The 21,525-nt window shown below is 61.7% G+C and carries 20 protein-coding genes and 1 pseudogene; 8 read left to right on the top strand and 13 right to left on the bottom strand.

Annotated elements, in window-relative coordinates:
• Positions 1-73: 73 nt before the first annotated feature.
• The 3 genes from tpx to ACTJLB_RS08890 all read left to right on the top strand — a co-directional run bounded on the left by tpx (position 74) and on the right by ACTJLB_RS08890 (position 2,107).
• Complete coding sequence (gene tpx, locus ACTJLB_RS08880; protein ID WP_020071262.1) at positions 74-574, top strand: thiol peroxidase; 501 nt, start codon at positions 74-76, stop codon at positions 572-574.
• Between the two features lie 93 nt (positions 575-667).
• The gene (locus ACTJLB_RS08885; protein WP_020071261.1) at positions 668-1,606 is read left to right on the top strand and encodes a carbohydrate kinase family protein; all 939 of its coding nucleotides are present in this window, start codon (positions 668-670) and stop codon (positions 1,604-1,606) included.
• Positions 1,607-1,630: 24 nt separating this feature from the next.
• The gene (locus ACTJLB_RS08890; protein WP_027779656.1) at positions 1,631-2,107 is read left to right on the top strand and encodes a glycine zipper 2TM domain-containing protein; all 477 of its coding nucleotides are present in this window, start codon (positions 1,631-1,633) and stop codon (positions 2,105-2,107) included.
• 283 nt (positions 2,108-2,390) lie between these two features.
• Here ACTJLB_RS08890 and ACTJLB_RS08895 read toward each other — a convergent pair whose 3' ends face one another.
• The 7 genes and pseudogenes from ACTJLB_RS08895 to ACTJLB_RS08925 form a co-directional block, all read right to left on the bottom strand.
• The gene (locus tag ACTJLB_RS08895) at positions 2,391-3,035 is read right to left on the bottom strand and encodes a histone H1-like DNA-binding protein (protein WP_020071259.1); all 645 of its coding nucleotides are present in this window, start codon (positions 3,033-3,035) and stop codon (positions 2,391-2,393) included.
• Between the two features lie 30 nt (positions 3,036-3,065).
• Positions 3,066-3,393, bottom strand: a pseudogene (locus tag ACTJLB_RS08900) (hypothetical protein).
• An 86-nt stretch (positions 3,394-3,479) separates the two neighbouring features.
• Entirely contained in the window at positions 3,480-4,712 is a 1,233-nt protein-coding gene (locus tag ACTJLB_RS08905; RefSeq protein ID WP_204522458.1) for a ribonucleotide-diphosphate reductase subunit beta, read from the bottom strand.
• Positions 4,713-5,368: 656 nt separating this feature from the next.
• Positions 5,369-8,383: a ribonucleoside-diphosphate reductase subunit alpha gene (locus tag ACTJLB_RS08910; RefSeq protein WP_408476454.1), complete on the bottom strand. Its 3,015-nt coding sequence runs from the start codon at positions 8,381-8,383 to the stop codon at positions 5,369-5,371.
• 538 nt (positions 8,384-8,921) lie between these two features.
• Positions 8,922-9,518 carry a 1,6-anhydro-N-acetylmuramyl-L-alanine amidase AmpD gene (ampD, locus tag ACTJLB_RS08915; protein WP_204522459.1) on the bottom strand — a complete coding sequence of 199 codons (597 nt, stop codon included), beginning with the start codon at positions 9,516-9,518 and terminating at the stop codon, positions 8,922-8,924.
• On the bottom strand, positions 9,515-9,832 hold the full coding sequence (locus ACTJLB_RS08920; protein WP_440783045.1) for a PP0621 family protein: 318 nt from the start codon (positions 9,830-9,832) through the stop codon (positions 9,515-9,517). The genes ampD and ACTJLB_RS08920 overlap by 4 nt, the downstream gene beginning before the upstream one ends.
• Before the next feature lie 9 nt (positions 9,833-9,841).
• Positions 9,842-10,783 (bottom strand): cytochrome C assembly family protein, encoded by a 942-nt coding sequence (locus ACTJLB_RS08925; protein WP_440783046.1) that lies wholly within the window; start codon positions 10,781-10,783, stop codon positions 9,842-9,844.
• Between the two features lie 81 nt (positions 10,784-10,864).
• Between ACTJLB_RS08925 and ffh the strand changes: the two genes are divergently transcribed.
• Together ffh and ACTJLB_RS08935 are read left to right on the top strand one after the other, a co-directional pair.
• Complete coding sequence (ffh, locus tag ACTJLB_RS08930) at positions 10,865-12,232, top strand: signal recognition particle protein (protein ID WP_020071250.1); 1,368 nt, start codon at positions 10,865-10,867, stop codon at positions 12,230-12,232.
• Between the two features lie 120 nt (positions 12,233-12,352).
• On the top strand, positions 12,353-12,904 hold the full coding sequence (locus tag ACTJLB_RS08935; protein WP_020071249.1) for a hypoxanthine-guanine phosphoribosyltransferase: 552 nt from the start codon (positions 12,353-12,355) through the stop codon (positions 12,902-12,904).
• 153 nt (positions 12,905-13,057) lie between these two features.
• Here the strand turns inward: ACTJLB_RS08935 and ACTJLB_RS08940 are convergent, their stop codons facing one another.
• Both ACTJLB_RS08940 and ACTJLB_RS08945 read right to left on the bottom strand, forming a co-directional pair.
• The gene (locus ACTJLB_RS08940) at positions 13,058-13,657 is read right to left on the bottom strand and encodes a MarC family protein (RefSeq protein ID WP_020071248.1); all 600 of its coding nucleotides are present in this window, start codon (positions 13,655-13,657) and stop codon (positions 13,058-13,060) included.
• A gap of 12 nt (positions 13,658-13,669) precedes the next feature.
• On the bottom strand, positions 13,670-15,406 hold the full coding sequence (locus tag ACTJLB_RS08945; RefSeq protein WP_020071247.1) for a proline--tRNA ligase: 1,737 nt from the start codon (positions 15,404-15,406) through the stop codon (positions 13,670-13,672).
• Between the two features lie 298 nt (positions 15,407-15,704).
• Between ACTJLB_RS08945 and ACTJLB_RS08950 the strand changes: the two genes are divergently transcribed.
• Together ACTJLB_RS08950 and ACTJLB_RS08955 are read left to right on the top strand one after the other, a co-directional pair.
• Complete coding sequence (locus ACTJLB_RS08950) at positions 15,705-16,448, top strand: RNA pyrophosphohydrolase (protein WP_440783048.1); 744 nt, start codon at positions 15,705-15,707, stop codon at positions 16,446-16,448.
• Positions 16,449-16,533: 85 nt separating this feature from the next.
• A complete protein-coding gene (locus ACTJLB_RS08955; RefSeq protein ID WP_087751775.1) occupies positions 16,534-17,091 on the top strand; it encodes a CNP1-like family protein in 558 nt (185 codons plus the stop codon).
• 87 nt (positions 17,092-17,178) lie between these two features.
• Here the strand turns inward: ACTJLB_RS08955 and proB are convergent, their stop codons facing one another.
• From proB to rplU, 4 genes are all read right to left on the bottom strand, one after another.
• Positions 17,179-18,297, bottom strand: coding sequence for a glutamate 5-kinase (gene proB, locus ACTJLB_RS08960; protein ID WP_027779645.1), 1,119 nt, complete (start codon positions 18,295-18,297; stop codon positions 17,179-17,181).
• Between the two features lie 68 nt (positions 18,298-18,365).
• Positions 18,366-19,487: an Obg family GTPase CgtA gene (gene cgtA, locus ACTJLB_RS08965; RefSeq protein ID WP_020071243.1), complete on the bottom strand. Its 1,122-nt coding sequence runs from the start codon at positions 19,485-19,487 to the stop codon at positions 18,366-18,368.
• 213 nt (positions 19,488-19,700) lie between these two features.
• The gene (rpmA, locus tag ACTJLB_RS08970) at positions 19,701-19,964 is read right to left on the bottom strand and encodes a 50S ribosomal protein L27 (RefSeq protein WP_020071242.1); all 264 of its coding nucleotides are present in this window, start codon (positions 19,962-19,964) and stop codon (positions 19,701-19,703) included.
• Positions 19,965-19,989: 25 nt separating this feature from the next.
• A complete protein-coding gene (gene rplU / locus ACTJLB_RS08975; protein ID WP_006051835.1) occupies positions 19,990-20,301 on the bottom strand; it encodes a 50S ribosomal protein L21 in 312 nt (103 codons plus the stop codon).
• Positions 20,302-20,530: 229 nt separating this feature from the next.
• On the opposite strand from rplU, the gene ACTJLB_RS08980 reads away from it, so the two are divergent.
• Positions 20,531-21,523 (top strand): polyprenyl synthetase family protein, encoded by a 993-nt coding sequence (locus ACTJLB_RS08980; protein ID WP_020071241.1) that lies wholly within the window; start codon positions 20,531-20,533, stop codon positions 21,521-21,523.
• The last annotated feature ends 2 nt before the right edge of the window (positions 21,524-21,525 follow it).

A 21,525-nucleotide genomic window follows, 5' to 3' on the forward strand; every position in this document is an offset into this window, starting at 1 on the left:
CGCATCCCTGCGCGCCTCGCGTCGAGCGGGCGCGTTCACCGTCATCACAGACGAACTTTCGGAGCACAACAACATGAGTCAAGTCACGCTGGGTGGTAACCCGATCGATGTAGCCGGCACTTTCCCGTCGGTGGGTCAGAGCGCTCCCGCTTTCTCGCTGGTCGGCAAGGATCTCAAGCCGCTGTCGCTCGCCGATTTCGCCGGCAAGCGCAAAGTGTTGAACATTGTCCCGAGCCTCGACACGCCGACCTGCGCGACGTCGACCCGCAAGTTCAACGAAGCCGCTGCGAAGCTGAGCAACACGGCTGTGATCGTCGTGTCGGGCGATCTGCCGTTCGCCGCCTCGCGCTTTTGCACGACGGAAGGCATTGAAAACGTCGTAACGGCGTCGACCTTCCGCGGCCACGAATTCGCGCAGGCGTACGGCGTCGACGTGACGAGCGGTCCGCTCACGGGTCTCACGGCGCGCGCGGTTGTCGTGATCGACGAGAACGACAAGGTGGTTCATGCGGAACTGGTCGACGAAATCAAGAACGAACCGAACTACGACGCAGCACTTGCCGCGCTGAAGTAAAACCTCAGCACCCGAAGACTCCGGCGCCGCGCTTCACGCGCGGCGCTGTCACGTCCTCACTACCTATTCTTCATTTTTTACAGGACGCTCGCCTTGGCTACGCTGATTTGCGGCTCGCTCGCCTACGACAACATCATGACCTTCGAAGGCCGCTTCCGGGAGCACATCCTGCCGGAGCAGGTCCACATCCTGAACGTGAGCTTTCTCGTGCCGACGATGCGCCGCGAGTTCGGCGGCTGCGCAGGCAACATCGCGTATTCGCTGAACCTGCTGGGCGGCGACGCGCGCATCATGGGCACGCTCGGCGCGGTCGACGCCCAGTTGTACATGGACCGGTTCGCGCAACTCGGGCTATCGACGGAAAACGTGCTGGTCGTGCCGGGCACCTATTCGGCGCAGGCCATGATCACCACCGACCTCGAAAACAATCAGATCACCGCGTTCCATCCGGGCGCGATGATGCAGTCGCACCTGAACCGCGCGGACGAAGCGAAAGGCATCACGCTCGGCATCGTCGCGCCCGACGGCTACGACGGCATGGTTCAGCATTCGGAGCACCTGGCCGCGGCCGGCGTGCCGTTCATCTTCGATCCAGGTCAAGGATTGCCCCTCTTCGACGGTGCTGCACTGCGGCGCATGATTGAACTTGCGACTTACGTAGCTGTCAACGATTACGAAGCCAAACTTGTGAGCAACAAGACAGGTTGGTCGATCGAAGAGATCGCCGGCAAGGTCGAAGCGCTCATCGTCACGCTCGGCGAACACGGTGCGCAGATTCATCACGCGGGCGGCGTCGAAGAGATTCCGGCCGTCAAGGCACAGCAGGTGCTGGACCCAACAGGATGCGGCGACGCGTTTCGCGGCGGCTTGCTGTACGGCATCGAGAACAAGCTCGGCTGGGCGACCACCGGCCGTCTCGCGAGCCTGATGGGCGCGCTGAAGATCGAGCATCAGGGTCCGCAAAACTATGCGCCTACCCGGGCGCAGATCAACGAACGGTTCAAGCAGGCGTTCGGGTACGACCTGCCGTAATACCGGAGCTATTGGAGTTAGGGAATGAGAATAACGAGTCGCCTGATAGTGGCCACCTTGATCGCCGGTTCGCTGGCCATGTCGGGGTGCGCATACAACAGCAGCTCTGCCGACGTTTACACGGCGTCGCAGGCACAGCGCGAAGAAACGGTCCGCATGGGCACGGTCGACAGTGTGCGCGCAGTCAAGATCAGCTCGAACAACGGTCAGCCGAGCGGCATCGGCGCAATCGGCGGCGGCGCTCTCGGTGCAGTGGCGGGCAGCACTATCGGCGGCGGCACGGGCTCGATCATCACCGGGATTATTGGCGGTCTGGCGGGTGCGGTGGCCGGCAACTCGGTCGAGAACCGGGTGGCCGTGCACGATGGTCTGGAAGTTACCGTGCGGCTCGATAACGGCGACATCCGCGCAATCACGCAAAGCTCAACCGGCGAGATCTTCCGTGCCGGCGAGCGTGTTCGGCTTCTTTCCAGCGGCGGCGTGACGCGCGTCACGCATTAAGGTTCCCCTCTCGAACGGCCAGGCATAACGCGGCCGCGTCGACCTCACACGCATGCCCTCCCCTGTGCATGCGTTTTTTTTCGCCTGCGCGCAGTGACTGCATCCGGGCGTGTCGACGTTCCCCGTTATGCACCGACGAAAAAAATCCCGTCGCCGGAAACCGGCAACGGGACCCTGACCGAGTAGCACTCGCGAAGCCACGTTGAGCGCCACTCGATCATTGGACGCATCGTGCGATGCGTCCATGCACTCCTACTTCTTACTGACCTGCTAACTGACCGAGTTACGGACGGCTGCCCGTCGGGAACGGCCATGCCGCTGCCGGGTTCAGCGCGGTCTTCACCGTCGCCGCCGGTGCGCTCGAAACAGAAGTCGCAGCGGGTGCAGGCGCAGCCTTCTTGGCGACAGCCTTCTTCGCAGGGGCAGCCTTCTTCGCAGGAGCAGCGGCCTTCTTCGCAGGAGCAGCCTTCTTGGCAGGCGCAGCCTTTTTAGCAGCAGCCTTTTTCGCAGGCGCAGCCTTCTTGGCGGCAGCCTTCTTAGCAGGCGCGGCTTTCTTCGCAGCAGCCTTCTTCGCAGGCGCGGCCTTCTTGGCTGCGGCCTTCTTAGCCGGTGCAGCCTTCTTCGCTGCGGCCTTCTTCGCCGGTGCTGCCTTCTTCGCTGCGGCCTTCTTAGCCGGCGCTGCCTTCTTCGCTGCTACCTTCTTTGCCGGTGCGGCTTTCTTGGCTGCAACCTTCTTAGCCGGTGCAGCTTTCTTCGCTGCTACCTTCTTAGCCGGTGCTGCTTTCTTTGCCGCGACCTTCTTGGCCGGCGCTGCCTTCTTCGCTGCTACTTTCTTTGCCGGTGCTGCCTTCTTCGCCGGAGCTGCCTTCTTTGCTGCGACCTTCTTTGCTGCAGGCTTCTTAGCGGCGGCTTTCTTTGCAGTTGCCATCATTTTCTCCTTCAGGTTTTCAGATGAGAGTCAGTTCAAACTACACCCTTCGTCAAAACCCGCTTCCCGCGGACGCTTCTCAGGGCGCGCGCTACGAAGCGGGCTATTCATCGGCGTACGCAGGTGCCGCGCGCTTACGCTAATGAATGCGGTAAGGCGCGCCGTGCCCGAAGGCACCGCGCGCCAAATGTCATCGGTGTTGGGTTTCCAACACCGGTAATTGCTTGATCGAGCCACCGGCGATAACGCCGGCGACTTTTTCCGGGGGGAAGTTTGCCCATCCCACTGAAGGGTTCGCAAAGTGCCTGTCATGTTTGTGGGCCGCGAAGGCACGCGGCGCACCGGGCACGCTTTGCATCAGGCGGTTCAGCTCCTAAACATAATTGCCGCGGCCGAGGCCCACGGCATCCCCATCGATGAATGCATCTACGACACGAACCCGGATCACTCCCAGGTCAGCGCGCCGCCAGTCTGATATTCGATCACACGCGTTTCGAAGAAGTTGCGCTCCTTCTTCAGGTCGATCATCTCGCTCATCCACGGGAACGGGTTTTCCTCGTTCGGGTACAGCGGATCGAGACCGATCTGCTGGCAACGGCGGTTGCAGATGAAGCGCAGATAACTCTTGAACATCGACGCATTGAGGCCGAGCACCCCGCGCGGCATCGTGTCTTCTGCGTAACGATATTCAAGTTCGACCGCTTGCTGGAAGATCTCGCGGATTTCCGCGCGGAACTCAGCCGTCCAGAGTTGCGGGTTCTCAAGTTTGATCTGGTTGATCAGGTCGATGCCGAAGTTGCAGTGCATCGACTCGTCGCGCAGGATGTACTGGTACTGTTCCGCGGCGCCCGTCATCTTGTTCTGACGGCCGAGCGCCAGGATTTGCGTGAAGCCGACGTAGAAGAACAAGCCTTCCATCACGCAGGCGAACACGATCAGGGAGCGCAGCAGCGTCTGGTCAGTCTCGAGCGTGCCGGTCTGGAAACCCGGATCGGTCAGCACGTTGATGTACGGAATGAGGAATTCGTCTTTCGCGCGGATCGAGGGGACCTCGTGATACGCGTTGAAGATTTCGCCCTCGTCGAGGCCGAGCGATTCGACGATGTACTGATAGGCGTGTGTGTGGATCGCTTCTTCGAACGCCTGGCGCAGCAGGAACTGGCGGCATTCGGGAGCCGTGATGTGGCGGTAGGTGCCCAGCACGATGTTGTTGGCGGCGAGGGAGTCGGCCGTGACGAAGAAGCCCAGGTTGCGCTTGACGATGCGGCGCTCGTCTTCGGTCAGACCGTTCGGGTCTTTCCAGAGGGCGATGTCGCGCGACATGTTCACTTCTTGCGGCATCCAGTGGTTGGCGCAACCAGCCAGATACTTTTCCCAAGCCCACTTGTACTTGAACGGCACCAACTGATTCACGTCAGTCTGGCCGTTGATGATGCGCTTGTCGGCGACATTCACTCGCGCTTCTGAAACTGCAGCAGTTCCAGCAGCATGAGCAACGGTAGCAGCGGGAGCGACAGCGATGTCGTTCGCGAAGATGTCTTGAGCCGAGGGAGCATGAGGAGCGGAACGCGTTCCGACTTGCGAACCGACAGCCGGTCCCGCAGCGTTGCGCAACACGTTCGGTTGCGTAGCGCTCGAGGGAGTTACGGCAGTGATCTCGTCATCCCAGTTGAGCATAAATGTCACCATCAATTTAGAACGGTTTGTACCATCTTTTCACGAGCGATAAAAGAGTCCACTCGCGAAAAATCCTGTTTTCGATTCGCGTTGCTACGTTCATACAACACTTTGTTCAACAGACTGTGTGCGTTGCCTCGTATGAAGCGAGTTGAACGTGTGTCGTCGAGGTGCTTCGCGAGTTCGAAGAGCAACGCGTTGAAGCGTCGTTTCGCTGCTCTATCTATCTGTATTGCGGAGTGCGTTTGCTGTGTCTTGCACTTCTCTGCGAGTTGCCAGTTCGTCAGCGCTAGCGAGATGAAGTTCAATGCAATGCGTGGCGATGCGTGTGGCCGACTGCGTTGTTCGCCCTATCGGTCGAAGCGTTGGGTCGCGCGCTCGGATGTTGTCTCGCGCGCTTCGTGAAGTGCCGACTCGTTGCTTCGTCGCCTGGCTTCGTTGCTTCGTCGCCCGACTTCGTGCCTAAGCTTCGTTGCGTGGATGCTTCGCTTCGTTGCGTCGATGAGCGGTGCGGCCTCGCTGACTTCGTCTATCTTGCTTGCCGCACCGCTCGTCGGTTTATATCTGCTTCATCTCTATCAGGTTCGTTGATCGCTGCATGCGGGTCTTTACCTGGAACCCGTCAGCAAGCAACGAACCCGCTTACTGCTTGACGCTTACTGGCAAGCCTCGCATTCGTCGAAGCCAGGGTCGCCCGGACGCATCATGCAGACGGGACCGTCTGCTTCGGGCGCCGCTTCCACTGCGACTGCCGCTGTTGCTGCCGTTGCTGCCTGAAGGCCGCCGCCATTGCCGAGTGCACCACCGGCACCGCCGCTCGCGCCGAAACCGCCTGCCGCGCCACCGCCGACACCACCCGTGCCTTCACCGCCGCCCGAGCTCACTGCGTTGAGCGCGCCGTGAGCGACCGTCGACTTCTCGACGTGCGTTGCCGCCATCGTGCGGAGGTAGTACGTGGTCTTCAGACCGCGCACCCATGCAAGCTTGTAGATCTCGTCGAGCTTCTTACCGGATGCGCCGCCCATGTAGATGTTCAGCGACTGCGCCTGGTCGATCCACTTCTGACGGCGCGACGCCGCTTCGACGAGCCACTTCGGATCGACTTCGAACGCGGTCGCGTAGATCGCGCGCAGGTCGGCCGGGATACGGTCGATGCGCGAGAGCGTGCCGTCGAAGTACTTCAGGTCGGCGACCATCACTTCGTCCCACAGGCCGCGCGCCTTCAGGTCACGCACCAGGTAGTCGTTGACCACCGTGAACTCGCCCGACAGGTTCGACTTCACATACAGGTTCTGGAACGTCGGTTCGATACAAGCCGACACGCCGATGATGTTCGAGATCGTCGCCGTCGGCGCGATCGCGATGCAGTTCGAGTTGCGCATGCCGTACGTGGCGATGCGCTCGCGCAGTTCCGTCCAGTCCATCGACTCGCTCGAATCGACTTCGACATAGCCGCCACGCGCGTCGGCCAGCAGCTTGACCGAGTCTTGCGGGAGGATGCCGCGATCCCACAGCGAGCCGCGGTAGCTGGAGTAGCGGCCGCGTTCCTGCGCCAGTTCGGTCGACGCGTAGTAAGCGTAGTAGCAGACCGCTTCCATCGACGTGTCGGCGAACTTGACCGCTTCTTCCGACGCGTACGGCGTGCGCAGCAGATGCAGGCAGTCCTGGAAGCCCATGATGCCCATGCCGACCGGACGGTGCTTCAGGTTCGAGTTACGCGCCTTGGCAACTGCGTAATAGTTGATGTCGATCACGTTGTCGAGCATGCGCATTGCAACGCTGACCGTGCGCTTGAGCTTGTCGTGGTCGAGCGCGAGCGTGCCGTCGGCCTGCTCCTTCAGATGCGCGACGAGGTTCACCGAGCCCAGGTTGCAGACCGCGATTTCCGAGTCGCTCGTGTTCAGCGTGATTTCCGTGCAAAGGTTCGACGAGTGGACGACGCCGACGTGCTGTTGCGGCGAACGCACATTGCACGGATCCTTGAACGTGATCCACGGGTGGCCGGTTTCGAACAGCATGCCGAGCATCTTGCGCCACAGTTGCGCCGCGGGCACCTTCTTGAACAGCTTGATCTCGCCGCGCGCGACCTTGTCTTCGTAAGCCGTGTAAGCCGCTTCGAACTCGGCGCCGAACTTGTCGTGCAGGTCCGGGCAGGTGGACGGCGAGAACAGCGTCCAGTCGCCGCCTTCCATCACGCGCTTCATGAACAGGTCGGGAATCCAGTTCGCCGTGTTCATGTCGTGCGTGCGACGACGGTCGTCGCCGGTGTTCTTGCGCAGCTCGAGGAACTCTTCAATGTCCAGGTGCCACGTTTCCAGGTACGCGCACACTGCGCCCTTGCGCTTGCCGCCCTGGTTCACGGCGACAGCCGTGTCGTTGACGACCTTCAGGAACGGCACCACGCCTTGCGACTTGCCATTGGTGCCCTTGATGTGCGAGCCGAGCGCACGCACACGCGTCCAGTCGTTGCCGAGACCGCCGGCAAACTTCGAGAGCAGCGCGTTTTCCTTCAGTGCTTCGTAGATGCCGTCCAGGTCGTCGTCGACCGTGGTCAGGTAGCACGACGACAGCTGCGAGCGGCGCGTGCCCGAGTTGAACAGCGTCGGCGTGGACGACATGAAGTCGAAGCTCGACAGCACGTTGTAAAACTCGATCGCGCGCGCTTCGCGGTCGATCTCGTTCAGCGACAGGCCCATTGCGACACGCATAAAGAATGCCTGAGGCATTTCGATACGCACGCCGTCGTGGTGCAGGAAGTAACGGTCATAGAGCGTCTGCAGACCGAGATAGCCGAATTGCAGATCGCGATTGTTGTCGAGCGCGGCACCCAGGCGCTTCAGGTCGAACTGCAGCAGCTTGTCGTCGAGCAGCTCGGCTTGCACGCCGCGCTTGATGAATTGCGGAAAGTACTCGGCGTAACGCTCGCCCATTTCGGCCTGCGTGACCTCTTCTTCGAGAATCTCGCGGCGGATGGTGTGCAGCAGGATGCGAGCGGTGACCTGGCTGTAGGCCGGGTCTTTTTCGATCATCGTACGTGCAGCCAGAATCGCCGAGTCGTAGACCTGGCTCATCGGCACGCCGTCGTACAGATTCTTCACCGTTTCCGCGACGATCGGCTCCGCGCTCACCGCGTCACCCAGGTTCGCGCAAGCGGACTCGATAATGCCGCGCAGTGCAGCGAGGTCGAGCGGACGCGTGACGCCGTTGTCCGTGACCGTGAGGCCCGGCGTGCCGGCGGCAGCGTGATCGTCATGAGCGCGCGCCTGCGTGCGCTTTTCGCGATACAGCACGTACGCACGTGCGACGTTGTGCTCGCCGCCGCGCATCAGCGCGAGTTCGACCTGATCCTGAATGTCTTCGATATGGAACGTGCCGCCGTTCGGACGGCTGCGCAGCAGCGCGCGCACCACGTTCTGCGTCAGTTGCTCGACCAGTTCACGCACACGCGCCGACGCCGCGCCTTGACCACCGTTGACGGCGAGAAATGCCTTCGTCACGGCGATGGCGATCTTCGACGGTTCGAACGACACCACGCTGCCATTACGACGGATCACCTTGTAGTCGGCGTACGTCGCTTGCGGCGCGAGCGCTTGAGTGCCTTGTGCCTGGCCGAACGCCTGGCCAGTCGGTGATCCCTCATACCGGGTCGTCACGTTGTCGGTGGTTTGCATGTGCAAAGCTCCTGGTCCTGGAAATGTTGCGGCGAGTGCCGCGGATTAAAACGAACGCTGCGCCGCCGCGTGCGCAAGCGAGGAGGTGCAGGAAAAAGACCGGCCTGGGCGGCTGGCGGGATGCGACTGCGATGAAGCCTGATTCGAATTGAAAACGGTCTTCGTCGTATGTGTCGCGATCACTCTCAGCCCCTTTCCTGATGCTTTTGGTTGCCGCCGGCTGGTCAGGTCCGGCTGCGCCGCAGGATTATTTTTCGCTGCCTGGAATGCTTGCGGCGCCGTGCTCGAAGAGCGGGGCGCCGCGACTTGTGCACGTAGTTATGCACTCGGTTATTCACACAGTTATACACAGGACACACAATATCTAGTGCGTAACTGAATTTGTGGCACCAAGTATAGTGGAGATTCGAGACAGGTCAAACGGTTTTATTTGCTTTTGAAGTCTTGACTTTTGCACCGCGCGGCGCGAAGCGCTCCACCCGCAGAAGCAGGCAGAGCCTCGCTCTGCGGCTCACGCGCGACGTCGCGCAAAGTGCCGTTACAGCGTTCTGGAAAACTTGAGATAGGGGAAATACCGATCCGCCAGCAACGTATCGCGTTGCAGACGCGCCCACTCGAAATGTGGTCCTGGATCAGTCTTGCGACCGGGCGCAATGTCGGAATGCCCGGCAAGCGCTTCGATCGGATAGCGAGCCGTCAGCGCACTGACGAGTGAGCCGAGCGTGCGGTATTGCGCCGCCTCAAAAGGAGTCGTGTCACTGCCTTCCAGTTCGATGCCGATCGAGAAATCGTTGCAACGCTCACGGCCGAAGAAGTTCGATGGGCCTGCGTGCCATGCGCGCTCATTGCACGACACGAACTGCTCGAGCGCGCCGTCGCGATGAATCACGAAATGGGCGGACACCCGCACGCCGCGCAGATGCGCTTCGTAATAGGGATGCGCGTCACAATCGAGCGTATTGAGAAACAGTTCGGCGATCGCCGTGCCGCCGAACTGGTTAGGCGGCAGGCTGATGTTGTGGACCACGATCAGAGTCGGCACCGCGCCTTGCGGCCGTGCTTCGAAATTCGGCGATGGCAGCCTGCGCGCTTGTGCAACCCAACCGTCTGCGTCGACGGCGAACGCGATGCTCATCGAGCGTCGCGGCCCGTGGGTCGTGCGCCGTGCCGCCGCGCGTGAGCGGCGCTGCAGAACGGCTGCCCGGCAACGACCACGGAGTCGCTCTTGGGCGCATGCACGCCGCACTCGACGCAACGGATCATCGGCTCGGCGAGTTGAGGCGGTTGTGCGGGACGCGCGGCACCGTTGCCATTGCCGGCGGCGCCCGATGCGCCTCGCGCGCCGCCGGCGCCGGTGTGTTGTGCCGTGTGCGCGTCATGACGGCGCAGCGCCTTCACGAGCCACTGGCCGACGAAGAACAATATGATGAGCAGAAAAATTTGTCGCATGGGGCACGCTCACACTACAGCACGGTGCAACAGCACCTCGAAAACAAAACGGCTTCCGACGTACGCCAGCAGCAACGCGACGAACGACGCCAGCACCCAGCGCAATGCAGCACGGCCGCGCCAGCCGGACACCTTGCGCGCAGTCAGAAGCGCGCCGAACATGACCCACGAAAGAATCGCAAACACGGTCTTGTGATCGAGACGCAGCGCGCGGTCGACCAGTTGCTCGCTGAACAGGATGCCCGACACGAGCGTCAGCGTGAGCAGCACGAAACCGGCGCCGATCAGACGGAACAGCAGCTTCTCGAGCGTGAGCAACGGCGGCAGCGTGTCGAGCCAGCTGGAGAGCCAACCGTTGCCTGCCGCAGCCACGTTCCGTTGCGCGATTCCGCCGCGCATTGCATGAAGACGCCGCTCGACGAGCAGCATCAGAATGGCGTGCAGCGCTGCGATCGCGAACAGACCATAGGCGATGTTGGCGATCAGAAAGTGCAGCTTGAACATGGGTGCGGCCGAATACGGCAGCACACGCACGCCGTTGAACGCGAGCGGCAATAACGAGGCGACGCAGGCGAGCGGCAACACCAGCAGACGCAGTCCGTCGAGCGGAAAAAAGAAGCTTTCTATCCAGTAGATGCCCGCGCCGAGCCAGAACATGGCGGACAGTGCAAACGCAAAGCCGAACACCATGGCGTTCTGCGGGAAGATCGTGGTGTGCAGCAGCACGCCGTGCGCGAGCAGCGCGACGAACAGCAACGCGCGGCCGGACGAACTCATGCCCGAAGCTGCCGAGCCGGCGAATCCGGACTGTGCCTGTGTGGTCGCGGCAGCCGGCATTGGCGGAACGCTTTCCAGCATGGGGCGCGACCCGGCGTGCCGGTGCGAGCGCCAGCCGGCTACGGCGAGTCCGCCGTACAGGAGCGCAGTGAGGGCATACAGTACAATATCCATATTCGAAGTTTACACTAGGCCCCTGATCCGCGACGTCTTCCACTTCGCGCTCGCCCGGGGCCGCACTGTTCATCGCTCCCCATGCTCGACAATCTGACTCAACGGATGGCGCGCGTCGTCAAGACGCTGCGCGGCGAAGCCCGGCTCACCGAGGCGAACACCCAGGAAATGCTGCGCGAGGTGCGTCTGGCGCTGCTCGAGGCGGACGTGGCGCTGCCCGTCGTGCGCGAGTTCATCGCCAAGGTGAAAGAGAAGGCGCTCGGCGAAGAAGTGATTAGCAGTCTGTCGCCAGGTCAGGCGCTCGTCGGCGTCGTGCAGCGCGAGCTGACCGCCGTGATCGGCGGCGACTACGAAGGCAAAGCCGCTGAGCTGAATCTCGCCGTCACGCCGCCGGCCGTCATTCTGATGGCGGGTCTGCAAGGCGCGGGTAAAACGACCACGGTCGGCAAGCTCGCCAAGCTGCTGCGCGAGAAGTACAAGAAAAAGGTTCTGACTGTTTCGTGCGACGTCTATCGCCCCGCTGCTATCGCGCAGTTGAAGACGGTGACCGAGCAGGTCGGCGCGGACTTCTTCCCGTCGGAACCGGATCAGAAGCCGGTGGACATCGCGCGTGCCGCGGTCGACTGGGCGAGGCGTCATTATCACGACGTGCTGCTGGTCGACACGGCCGGCCGTCTAGGTATCGACGAAGCGATGATGCAGGAAATCACCGCGCTGCACACCACGTTGAAGCCGGCGGAAACGCTGTTCGTCGTCGATGCAATGCTCGGCCAGGACGCGGTCAACACCGCCAAAGCATTTAGCGACGCGCTGCCGCTCACCGGCGTGGTGCTCACCAAGCTCGACGGCGACTCGCGCGGTGGCGCCGCACTCTCGGTGCGGCACGTCACGGGCAAGCCGATCAAGTTCGTCGGCGTCGCGGAAAAGCTCGACGGCCTTGAAGTCTTCTACCCGGATCGTATGGCGAACCGGATTCTTGGCATGGGCGACATTCTCGCTCTCGTCGAGGAAGCGCAACGCGGCGTGGACGTTCAAGCCGCGCAGAAGCTCGCCGATAAGGTCAAGAAAGGCGGCGACTTCGACCTCAACGATTTCCGCGCGCAACTGACGCAAATGAAGGGCATGGGCGGCCTCTCTTCGCTGATGGACAAGCTGCCCGCGCAATTCCAGCAGGCCGCCGCCGGCGCCGACATGAGCCAGGCTGAAAAGCAGATGCGCCGCATGGAAGGCATCATCAATTCCATGACGCCGCTCGAGCGCGCCAAGCCGGATCTCATCAAGGCCACGCGCAAGCGCCGCATCGCCGCGGGTGCGGGCGTGCAGGTGCAGGAAGTCAACCGCATGCTGAACCAGTACGATCAGATGCGCACCATGATGAAAAAGCTGAAAGGCGGCAATCTGCAAAAGATGATGCGCGGCATGAAGGGCATGTTGCCCGGCATGCGCTAAGCTTTAGCAAGACGGCGGCGCGCGGGTTGCCGACCCGGCCCGCAGCCACCGTCACCATGGGAACTTCCTTCAGGGCGTTCCCACTCACACTATGTATACAGTTACCGCCCGCCAGACGTCATGAACCGCGAAGAAGCTCTCCACATTTTTAGCCACTCCGAAGAAATCGTTTCGGCCGACGAGGTCAACGCGTCGATCAGCGGCATGGCGACCTCCATCCGCAACGAAATGAGCGAGGACTTTCCGCTCGTGCTGTCGGTGATGGGCGGCGCCGCGGTGTTCACCGGCATGCTGTTGCCGCACCTCGATTTCCCGCTCGAGTTCGACTACATCCACCTCACCCGCTATCGCAACACCACGAAGGGCGGCAACGAGATGCAATGGCGCGTGGCGCCGGCTGAGTCGGTGAAGGATCGCGTGGTGCTGGTGCTCGACGACATCCTCGACGAAGGCGAGACGATGGCCGCGATCCGCGACCGCATCCTCGCAATGGGCGCCAAGCGCTTCCTGAGCGCCGTGCTGTGCGAAAAGATCATTCCGAAAGCCAAGCCGCTGCGCCCCGATTACTGCGGCTTCGAAGTGCCGGACCGCTATGTTTTCGGCTGCGGCATGGACGCCAAAGGCTACTGGCGCAACCTGCCGACTATTCGCGCGTTGACTGAAGGCGCTTGAGTCGCCCGGCGCGCAAATCACGAGATAAAAAAAGCGGCCCGCTGGGCCGCTTTTTGGTGCATCGAACGTTGCTTGCGGGTTTCACTCAGCTAAATCGGCTAGAGATCCGTCCTCGTGTTGCCAATCGCCGCTTCGACAGACACCGCACGTTACTCACAGTTGATGCACGAACGCGCGGATACCGCCAAGCATCATCTCCACTGAAATCGCCACCAGCACGAGTCCCATTAGCCGTTCGAATGCCATCATGGTTCGCTCGCCGAGCCAGGCCTGAATACGCTCGGCCAGCATCAGCACCACAGCGCAGACGATCATGGTGACGGTCAGCGCGCCGATCCACTCGAACATCTTGCCGGGCGCCTGCGACGTCAGCAGCATCACGGTTGCCAGCGCCGACGGTCCTGCCAGCGCCGGAATGGCAAGCGGCACGATCAACGGCTCGCCGCCACGCACGTCGCCGCCGAAAGGGCCGTCTGGATGCGGGAACACCATACGCAGCGCAATCAGAAACAACACGATGCCGCCGCCGATGCGCAACGACTGGTCGGTGAGACTCATCATGCGCAAAAACGCGTCGCCGACGACCATGAACACCAGCAGGATTGCAAACGCGATCGCGACTTCTCGCAGAATCACCGCGGTGCGCCGCTTCGGCGACACACCGCGCAGACAACTGATGAAGAGCGGAATGTTGCCGAGCGGGTCAGTGATCAGGATCAGCAGCACGGTCGCGGACAGGAAGGTGTACTCCACCGTCCGCCCCGCTTAACGCGCCAGCGCCGCGCGAACCTTCCCGATGACCGTTTGCGCGGCTTCATCGACCGGCAGCAAGGTCGCCTCCGCGTCGCGGCGGCCCTGATATTCGAGCTTGCCTTCCTTCAGGCCACGATCGCCGATCACGAGACGGTGCGGCACGCCGATCAGCTCCCAGTCGGCGAACATCACGCCGGGGCGCTCGCCACGATCGTCGAGAATCACGTCGATTCCCGCTTCGACCAGTTCGGCGTAGAGCTTGTCGGCCTGCTCGCGCACAGCCTCGCTGCGGTCATAGCCCATGGGGCACAGCACGACTTCGAACGGCGCGATCGATTCCGGCCAGATGATGCCCTTGTCGTCGAAATTCTGTTCGATCGCGGCGCCCAGAATACGCGTGACGCCGATGCCGTAGCAGCCCATTTCCATAGGCTGCGGCTTGCCGTTTTCGTCGAGGCACGTTGCGTTCATTGCTTCCGAATACTTGGTGCCGAGCTGGAACACATGGCCGACTTCGATGCCGCGGCAAATGTCGATCACGCCTTTGCCGTCCGGCGACGGATCACCCTTTTTCACGTTGCGAATATCGGCAACGACCGGTTCCGGCAGGTCGCGGCCCCAGTTCACTCCCGTGGTGTGGTAGTCCACCTCGTTCGATCCCACCACGAAGTCGCTCATGTTCGCGACCGTGCGGTCCGCGACGACTTTCACCGGCTTCTTTGTGTTGAGCGGACCGAGATAGCCCGGCGGCGTGCCGAACGTTTCGATGATCTCAGCCTCGGTCGCCATGCGGAAATCGGCGAGGCCCGGCAACTTGCTTGCCTTGATCTCGTTCAGGTCGTGATCGCCGCGCAGCATCAGCAACCAGATGGTCGGCTCGGCGCCTTCGTTTTCGGTGGCGAGCACGATCGACTTGATGGTGCGCTCGAGCGGAATGTTCAGCAGCTCGGCGACGGCCTCGCACTTTGCCTTGCCCGGCGTGGGCGTCTTTTTCATCTGCTCGGTGGGCGCCGCGCGCTGCGCGTAGAGCGGCAAAGCTTCGGCCGCTTCGACGTTCGCAGCGAAGTCGGACGTCGGGCAGTAGGCGATGGCGTCCTCACCCGTATCGGCGATCACGTGGAATTCATGCGAGCCGCTGCCGCCGATCGAACCGTTGTCCGCCGCGACCGCGCGGAAATCGAGACCGAGGCGCGTGAAAATGCGCACGTACGCGTCGTACATCTTGCGATATGACTCGCGCAGGCCTGCGGCGTCCTTATCGAACGAGTACGCGTCTTTCATGATGAACTCGCGGCCGCGCATTACTCCGAAACGCGGACGGATTTCGTCGCGGAACTTCGTCTGGATCTGATAGAAGTTGACCGGCAGCTGACGGTAGCTCTTGATCTGCCCACGCGCGATGTCTGTCACCACTTCTTCGTGGGTCGGTCCAATCACGAAGTCTGATTGCTTGCGGTCTTTGAAGCGAAGGAGTTCAGGGCCGTATTTTTCCCAGCGACCCGACTCCTGCCACAGTTCGGCCGGCTGCACGGCCGGCATCAGCAGTTCGATCGCGCCTGCCCGGTTCATTTCCTCACGCACGATCGCTTCTACCTTGCGGATCGAGCGCAAGCCGATCGGCAGGTAGTTATAGATGCCGCCGGCGACGCGGCGGATCATGCCGGCACGCACCATGAGCTTGTGACTGACGATCTCGGCGTCGGCCGGAGCTTCTTTCAGGGTGCCGATAAAGAAACGGGAAGCTTTCATTCAGATTTTCCAAAAGCGGCGGCTCCGGAGGGACCGCCCGAAAGGGTAAAAACGGGGAAATCGATACGGCTGCCTGGCCGGGGCCGCCCGGTTCGCCATTCCGGCGCAAGGGCCGCCGCCGGGGCGCACAAGCCGCCGCGCAAAGTCTTTCGCACAAGGGATCAGGCACGCAAAGACGGACAGGCTACCGCAAAGCAGGCCTTTTGCGGCGAATCGTTCCAATCTGGTGCGAATCGGTGCGTCGGGTCCGTTATCTGTTTATAATCAAAGCAATTTTAAAGGATTCGAAGGTGGTTGTATGCTGGATCGTGAAGGCTTTCGCCCGAACGTCGGCATCATCCTCTTGAACGCGCACAACGAGGTGTTTTGGGGCAAACGGCTCCGTGAACATTCCTGGCAGTTTCCGCAGGGGGGCATCAAGTACGGAGAGACCCCCGTGCAAGCGATGTATCGGGAGTTACACGAAGAAACCGGTCTGCTTCCGGAGCACGTCAAGGTGATTGGTCGCACGCGCGACTGGTTGCGTTATGAGGTGCCTGACAAGTTCATCAAGCGCGAGGTACGCGGTCACTACCGCGGCCAGAAACAAATCTGGTTCTTGCTCCGAATGGTAGGGCGCGATTGCGACATCTGCTTGCGCGCCACAGACCACCCGGAGTTCGATGCCTGGCGCTGGAACGAGTATTGGGTACCGCTCGACTGTGTGATCGAGTTCAAGCGGGATGTTTATCAGTTGGCGCTGACGGAGCTGTCCCGTTTCATGCGCCGCACTGCGCCGCGTGCGGAAAAACCCAGCGGGCACCACGGGCCGCGTTATCCCCGGATAGCGTCGTCAATGGAAAGTCCGCCGGATTCCACGGTAATGACGGTGACCACGGTTACGTCCGTCAGAATCGAATCTTCGGTTCACACGACAAGCGTGTCCGATTGCGGCGAAGCTGCCGGCTCGGGGAACGAGGCCGGCACCGTATCGGAACTCGACGACGACTCGGCTCGCGAGGCTGCGGGTTCGATGTTCCGTCATCACGGCGTGCGCAACTGACCTTCTGCACGGCCGTCTACGTCGCCTATGTCGTCTATGCGGGCGCGGCTTCTTGAGCCGCGCCCGCTTTTTCGAGGAAACCATATTGAAAGCACTTGCTCTCGTCGTGGCGTGCGTCGCCACCGGCGCCCTGCTGACTGGCTGTTCGAGCGCCGGCAAAGCCACCAACAAGGACGACAGCGCCTTTGCCTATTTGCTGGACCGGCCGAGCAATTGGGTCGAAAACAAGGTCGAGACTTTGCCGCCGCTGCCGCAGGACTCGAACCTGCTGCCTTTCGAGGTGTCAGGCAATACGCCGCTACATTTCGCGATCGACAAGAACTCGCTGACCGTCGGCTCCGACGGCGTCGTGCGCTATACCGTGGTGGTGACGAGCCCGAGCGGCGCCCGCAACGTGAACTACGAAGGCATTCGCTGCGACACCTATGAATGGCGCCTGTATGCCGGCCTGAACGCGGATCACGACGATTGGGACAGGACAGTCGCGAACGACTTCACTCGTATCGAGAATGGCGCGCTGAACGCGTATCACGCGGCGCTGTATCAGGATTATCTGTGCGCGAACAAGATCCCGACGGGGAGCGCAAAGACGATTGTGGAAAACATCCGCTATAAGCGCACGGCGACTTCGTTGATTCACTGACGCTTCGCCGACGCGCCAGAAAAAAAGCCGTTCCTGCACTTCGCCGGAACGGCTTTTTCACATGTTGCGCGTGAGCCGGTTAGCTACTCAAACCAGCACCAGGTTGTCGCGATGAATCAGTTCGGGCTCCAGCATATAGCCGAGCACTGATTCGATCTCGCCGCTCGGACGCCGCTGGATCAGTTTTGTCTCCGCACTGCTGTAGTTGGTGAGGCCGCGCGCCACTTCCCGGCCGGCTGCGTTGAGGCACGCGATCACCTCGCCGCGAGCAAAGGCGCCCTGCACGCCGACAATGCCGATGGGCAGCAAGCTCTTTCCGCCTGCCGTCAGTTTCTCCACGGCTCCGTCGTCGATCACGACATGGCCGCGCACCTGCAAGTGATCGGCCATCCATTGCTTGCGCGCCGCCATGCGCGCGGTGCGAGCGATCAACTGCGTGCCGATCGCCTCGCCAGACGCGAGCCGCGACAGCACGTCCGCTTCGCGCCCGCTCGCGATCACCGTGTTTGCGCCACTATGAGCGGCGCGCTTTGCGGCCAGAATCTTGGTGAGCATGCCGCCGCGACCGAGGCTTGAGCCGGCGCCGCCAGCCATGGCTTCCAGGTCCGGCGCCCCGGCATCTGCCTGCTGAACGAGCGTGGCGTTCGGGTCCTTCCGGGGATCGGCGGTAAAAAGCCCTTGCTGATCAGTGAGGATAATGAGCGCGTCACCCTCAATGAGATTCGCGACCAGTGCGCCCAGCGTGTCGTTGTCGCCGAACTTGATTTCGTCGGTGACGACCGTGTCGTTCTCGTTGATGATCGGCACCACGCCGAGCCGCAGCAGCGTCAGCAACGTGGAACGCGCGTTCAGATAGCGCTCGCGGTCTGCAAGGTCGGCATGAGTCAGCAGGATTTGTGCGGTTTGAATCGAATGTTCGGCGAAGCGGCTTTCGTAGACCTGCGCGAGGCCCATTTGGCCGACAGCGGCGGCGGCCTGCAATTCGTCGATCTCGCGCGGGCGCTTGCTCCAACCGAGCCGCTGCATTCCTTCGGCGATGGCACCCGAACTGACTAGCACCACTTCCTTGCTCTGCGCGCGCAGTGCGGCAATCTGCGCAGCCCAACGGCCGATCGCAGCATGATCGAGGCCGCGCCCGTCATTCGTGACGAGGCTCGAGCCGACTTTCACTACCAATCGCCGTGAATCTGCGATGACGGAACGCATTGTGCGCAGCTCCCAAGATGACGCCTGACGCGCGCCGCCAACCCGCAAAGGCCCGGCGCCCCAATTGTTTAGCCCTGCGGGTCGGCGCTGGATTCGCCAGCGGCGGCAGGTGCTTCCGGCTTCTCGCGAAAGCGTACGTCGGCGGCGAGGTCTTCGGCTTCGGCCGCGCGCTGCGCTTCCGAATGGGCCGCGATGTAGTCGAACACCGCATAGCAGAGGTTCTCGCAACCCTGACCGGTCAGCGCCGAAATTTCGAAGACCGGGCCGTCCCAGCCGAAGCCCTCGATAAACGCAGAAACGCGCGCTTCACGCTCGTCTTCAGGCACCATATCGAGCTTGTTGAGCACGAGCCAGCGCGGCTTCTGATACAACAGCTCGTCGTACTTGCGCAGTTCGTTCACGATCGCCTTGGCTTCCGCGACTGGATCGACCGCTTCGTCGAACGGTGCCAGGTCGACGATGTGCAGCAGCAAGCCCGTGCGCTGCAAATGCCGCAGGAACTGGTGGCCGAGGCCCGCGCCTTCCGCGGCACCTTCGATCAGACCCGGAATGTCGGCGATCACAAAGCTGCGGCTCGGACCAACGCGAACCACGCCGAGATTCGGCGCAAGCGTAGTGAACGGATAGTCGGCGATCTTCGGCTTCGCGTTCGACACTGAAGAGATGAACGTGGACTTGCCTGCGTTCGGCATGCCGAGCAAGCCGACGTCGGCCAGCACCTTCAACTCGAGGCGCACCATGCGTCGCTCGCCCGGCTTGCCGTCGGTTTTCTGACGCGGAGCGCGGTTGGTGCTGGATTTGAAGTGCAGATTGCCGAGACCGCCCGCACCGCCCTGCGCGATCTGCACGCTCTGATTGTGCTCGGTCAGATCGGCGATCAGTTCGCCGGTTTCCATGTCGGTAATCGTGGTGCCGACCGGCATGCGCAGCGTGATGTCGTCGCCGCCCTTACCGTAGCAGTCTGCGCCGCGGCCGTTTTCGCCGTTTCGCGCCATATGTTTTTTCGCGTAGCGGTAGTCGATCAGCGTGTTGATGTTGCGGTCTGCTACCGCAATGACGCTGCCGCCCCGGCCGCCGTCGCCGCCATCCGGGCCGCCGAACGGAACGAACTTCTCGCGGCGCATCGACGCGCTGCCATCCCCTCCGTCGCCGGCGATGACTTCAATCCTCGCTTCGTCAATGAACTTCATGCGTAACTCCGTCCCGTGGTGTACTGCCAGATGGTGCTGCTGAATACTACTGGATGCTGCTATTTTGCCGCGCCCGCCGCGCGATGATCAATCGACCGAACGGCATAGGCGCAGCGCCGGAGTTGCAGCGCCAACGTGCCTTGCCGCAATAAAAAAAGCCCCGCTAACTTCGCGGGGCCTTTTTCCGGTCCTGAAGCCCGTGCCTGAGTAAACTCAGACTGCTGCCGGGACGACGTTGACCATGTGCTTCTTCGCGGCGCCTTTCGTCGAGAACTGAACGTGGCCGTCCGTCAGCGCGAACAAGGTGTGATCCTTGCCGATGCCGACGTTCTCGCCAGCGTGCATACGCGTGCCACGTTGACGAACGATGATGCCGCCAGCGTTGATAGCCTGACCGCCGTACACTTTCACGCCAAGTCGCTTCGACTCGGAGTCGCGGCCGTTCCGGGACGATCCGCCTGCCTTTTTGTGTGCCATTTGATTTGCTCCTTAACCGGTGCGCTTACGCGTTGATCGCGTCGATGCGCAGTTCGGTATAGTTCTGGCGGTGGCCGCCATGCTTCTGGTAGTGCTTCCGGCGACGCATCTTGAAGATGGTCACTTTCTTGTGACGACCTTGCGACACGACGGTAGCCTTGACGGAAGCCCCACTGACCAGCGGCGCACCGAACTTAATCGATTCGCCTTCGCCCACTGCGAGAACCTGGTCGAGCGTGATTTCAGCGTCAATGTCTGCCGGTATCTGTTCTACTTTAAGTTTTTCGCCGACGGCAACTTTATACTGCTTGCCACCGGTTTTTATGACCGCGTACATTGAGAACCTCACTCTGTGTTCATTTTTTCCACGCACCGCGCGCGGAAACCCGTGATTATACATAGAGTTAGCTGCTCGGTCAAAACTCATTCAGAGCGGCCCTGCGTTCCGCCCGCGTGACGCGCAGCCCAGCGCCTGGCGGTGTCCACGAGCGCGCCGCGCGGCAGTCCGCGACCCGGAACAACCGCGATTCGCCTTATAATTCGCGGCACTACCCAATTCAGCCATCATGTCGTCGACTGCCACCACCTCCTCCAACGCCGCCAGCCTGCTCGCTCCGATCGCCGAAGACATGCAGCAGGTGAATCGCGTCATCCGGCACCGTCTTGCGTCCGAGGTGATGCTGATCAACCAGATTTCCGAGTACATCATCAGTGCCGGCGGCAAACGGCTGCGGCCAGCGCTGCTGCTCCTGGTGGCCGGCGCGCTCGGCGAAACCACGGGGCACCGGCACGAACTGGCGGCGGTCGTCGAATTCATTCACACGGCAACCCTGCTGCACGACGACGTGGTCGACGAATCGGATCTGCGGCGCGGCCGCCAGACCGCCAACGCGCTGTTCGGTAATGCGGCGAGCGTGCTGGTCGGCGACTTTCTCTATTCGCGCTCGTTCCAGATGATGGTGGGCGTGGGCAAGATGCGCGTCATGGAGATTCTGTCGGAAGCCACCAACATCATCTCCGAAGGTGAAGTGCTGCAACTGCTGAACATGCACGACGCCGACGTGGACCAAGCCCGCTACATGCAGGTGATCCGCTACAAGACTGCCAAGCTCTTCGAGGCCGCGGCTCAGCTCGGCGCGGTGCTGGCCGGCGCAGATGCCAGAACCGAAGCAGCGGCCGCGGAATTCGGCCGGCGCATCGGTACGGCTTTCCAGATCATGGACGACTGGCTCGACTACACGGGCACGGCGGAGTCGATGGGGAAAAATGCCGGCGACGATCTACGCGAGGGCAAGCCCACGCTGCCGCTCATCTATTTGATAGAGCGTGGCACGCCCGAGCAGTCGGCTCTCGCTCGCGAGGCCATCGAGCAAGGCGGCACCGACCGTTTCGACACGATCTTCGAGGCGATCACACGTTCCGGCGCGCTGGATCACACGCTCGAATGCGCGAAACAGGAAGCACAAGCCGCGGCAGCCGCGATTTGTTCGTTTCCTGATTCCATTTACAAAGAAAGCCTGCTAGAATTATGTTCTTACTCGACGGCGAGACAGTCTTAAAC

Source organism: Paraburkholderia sp. 22098 (assembly GCF_052045935.1).
Lineage (GTDB): Bacteria > Pseudomonadota > Gammaproteobacteria > Burkholderiales > Burkholderiaceae > Paraburkholderia > Paraburkholderia caledonica.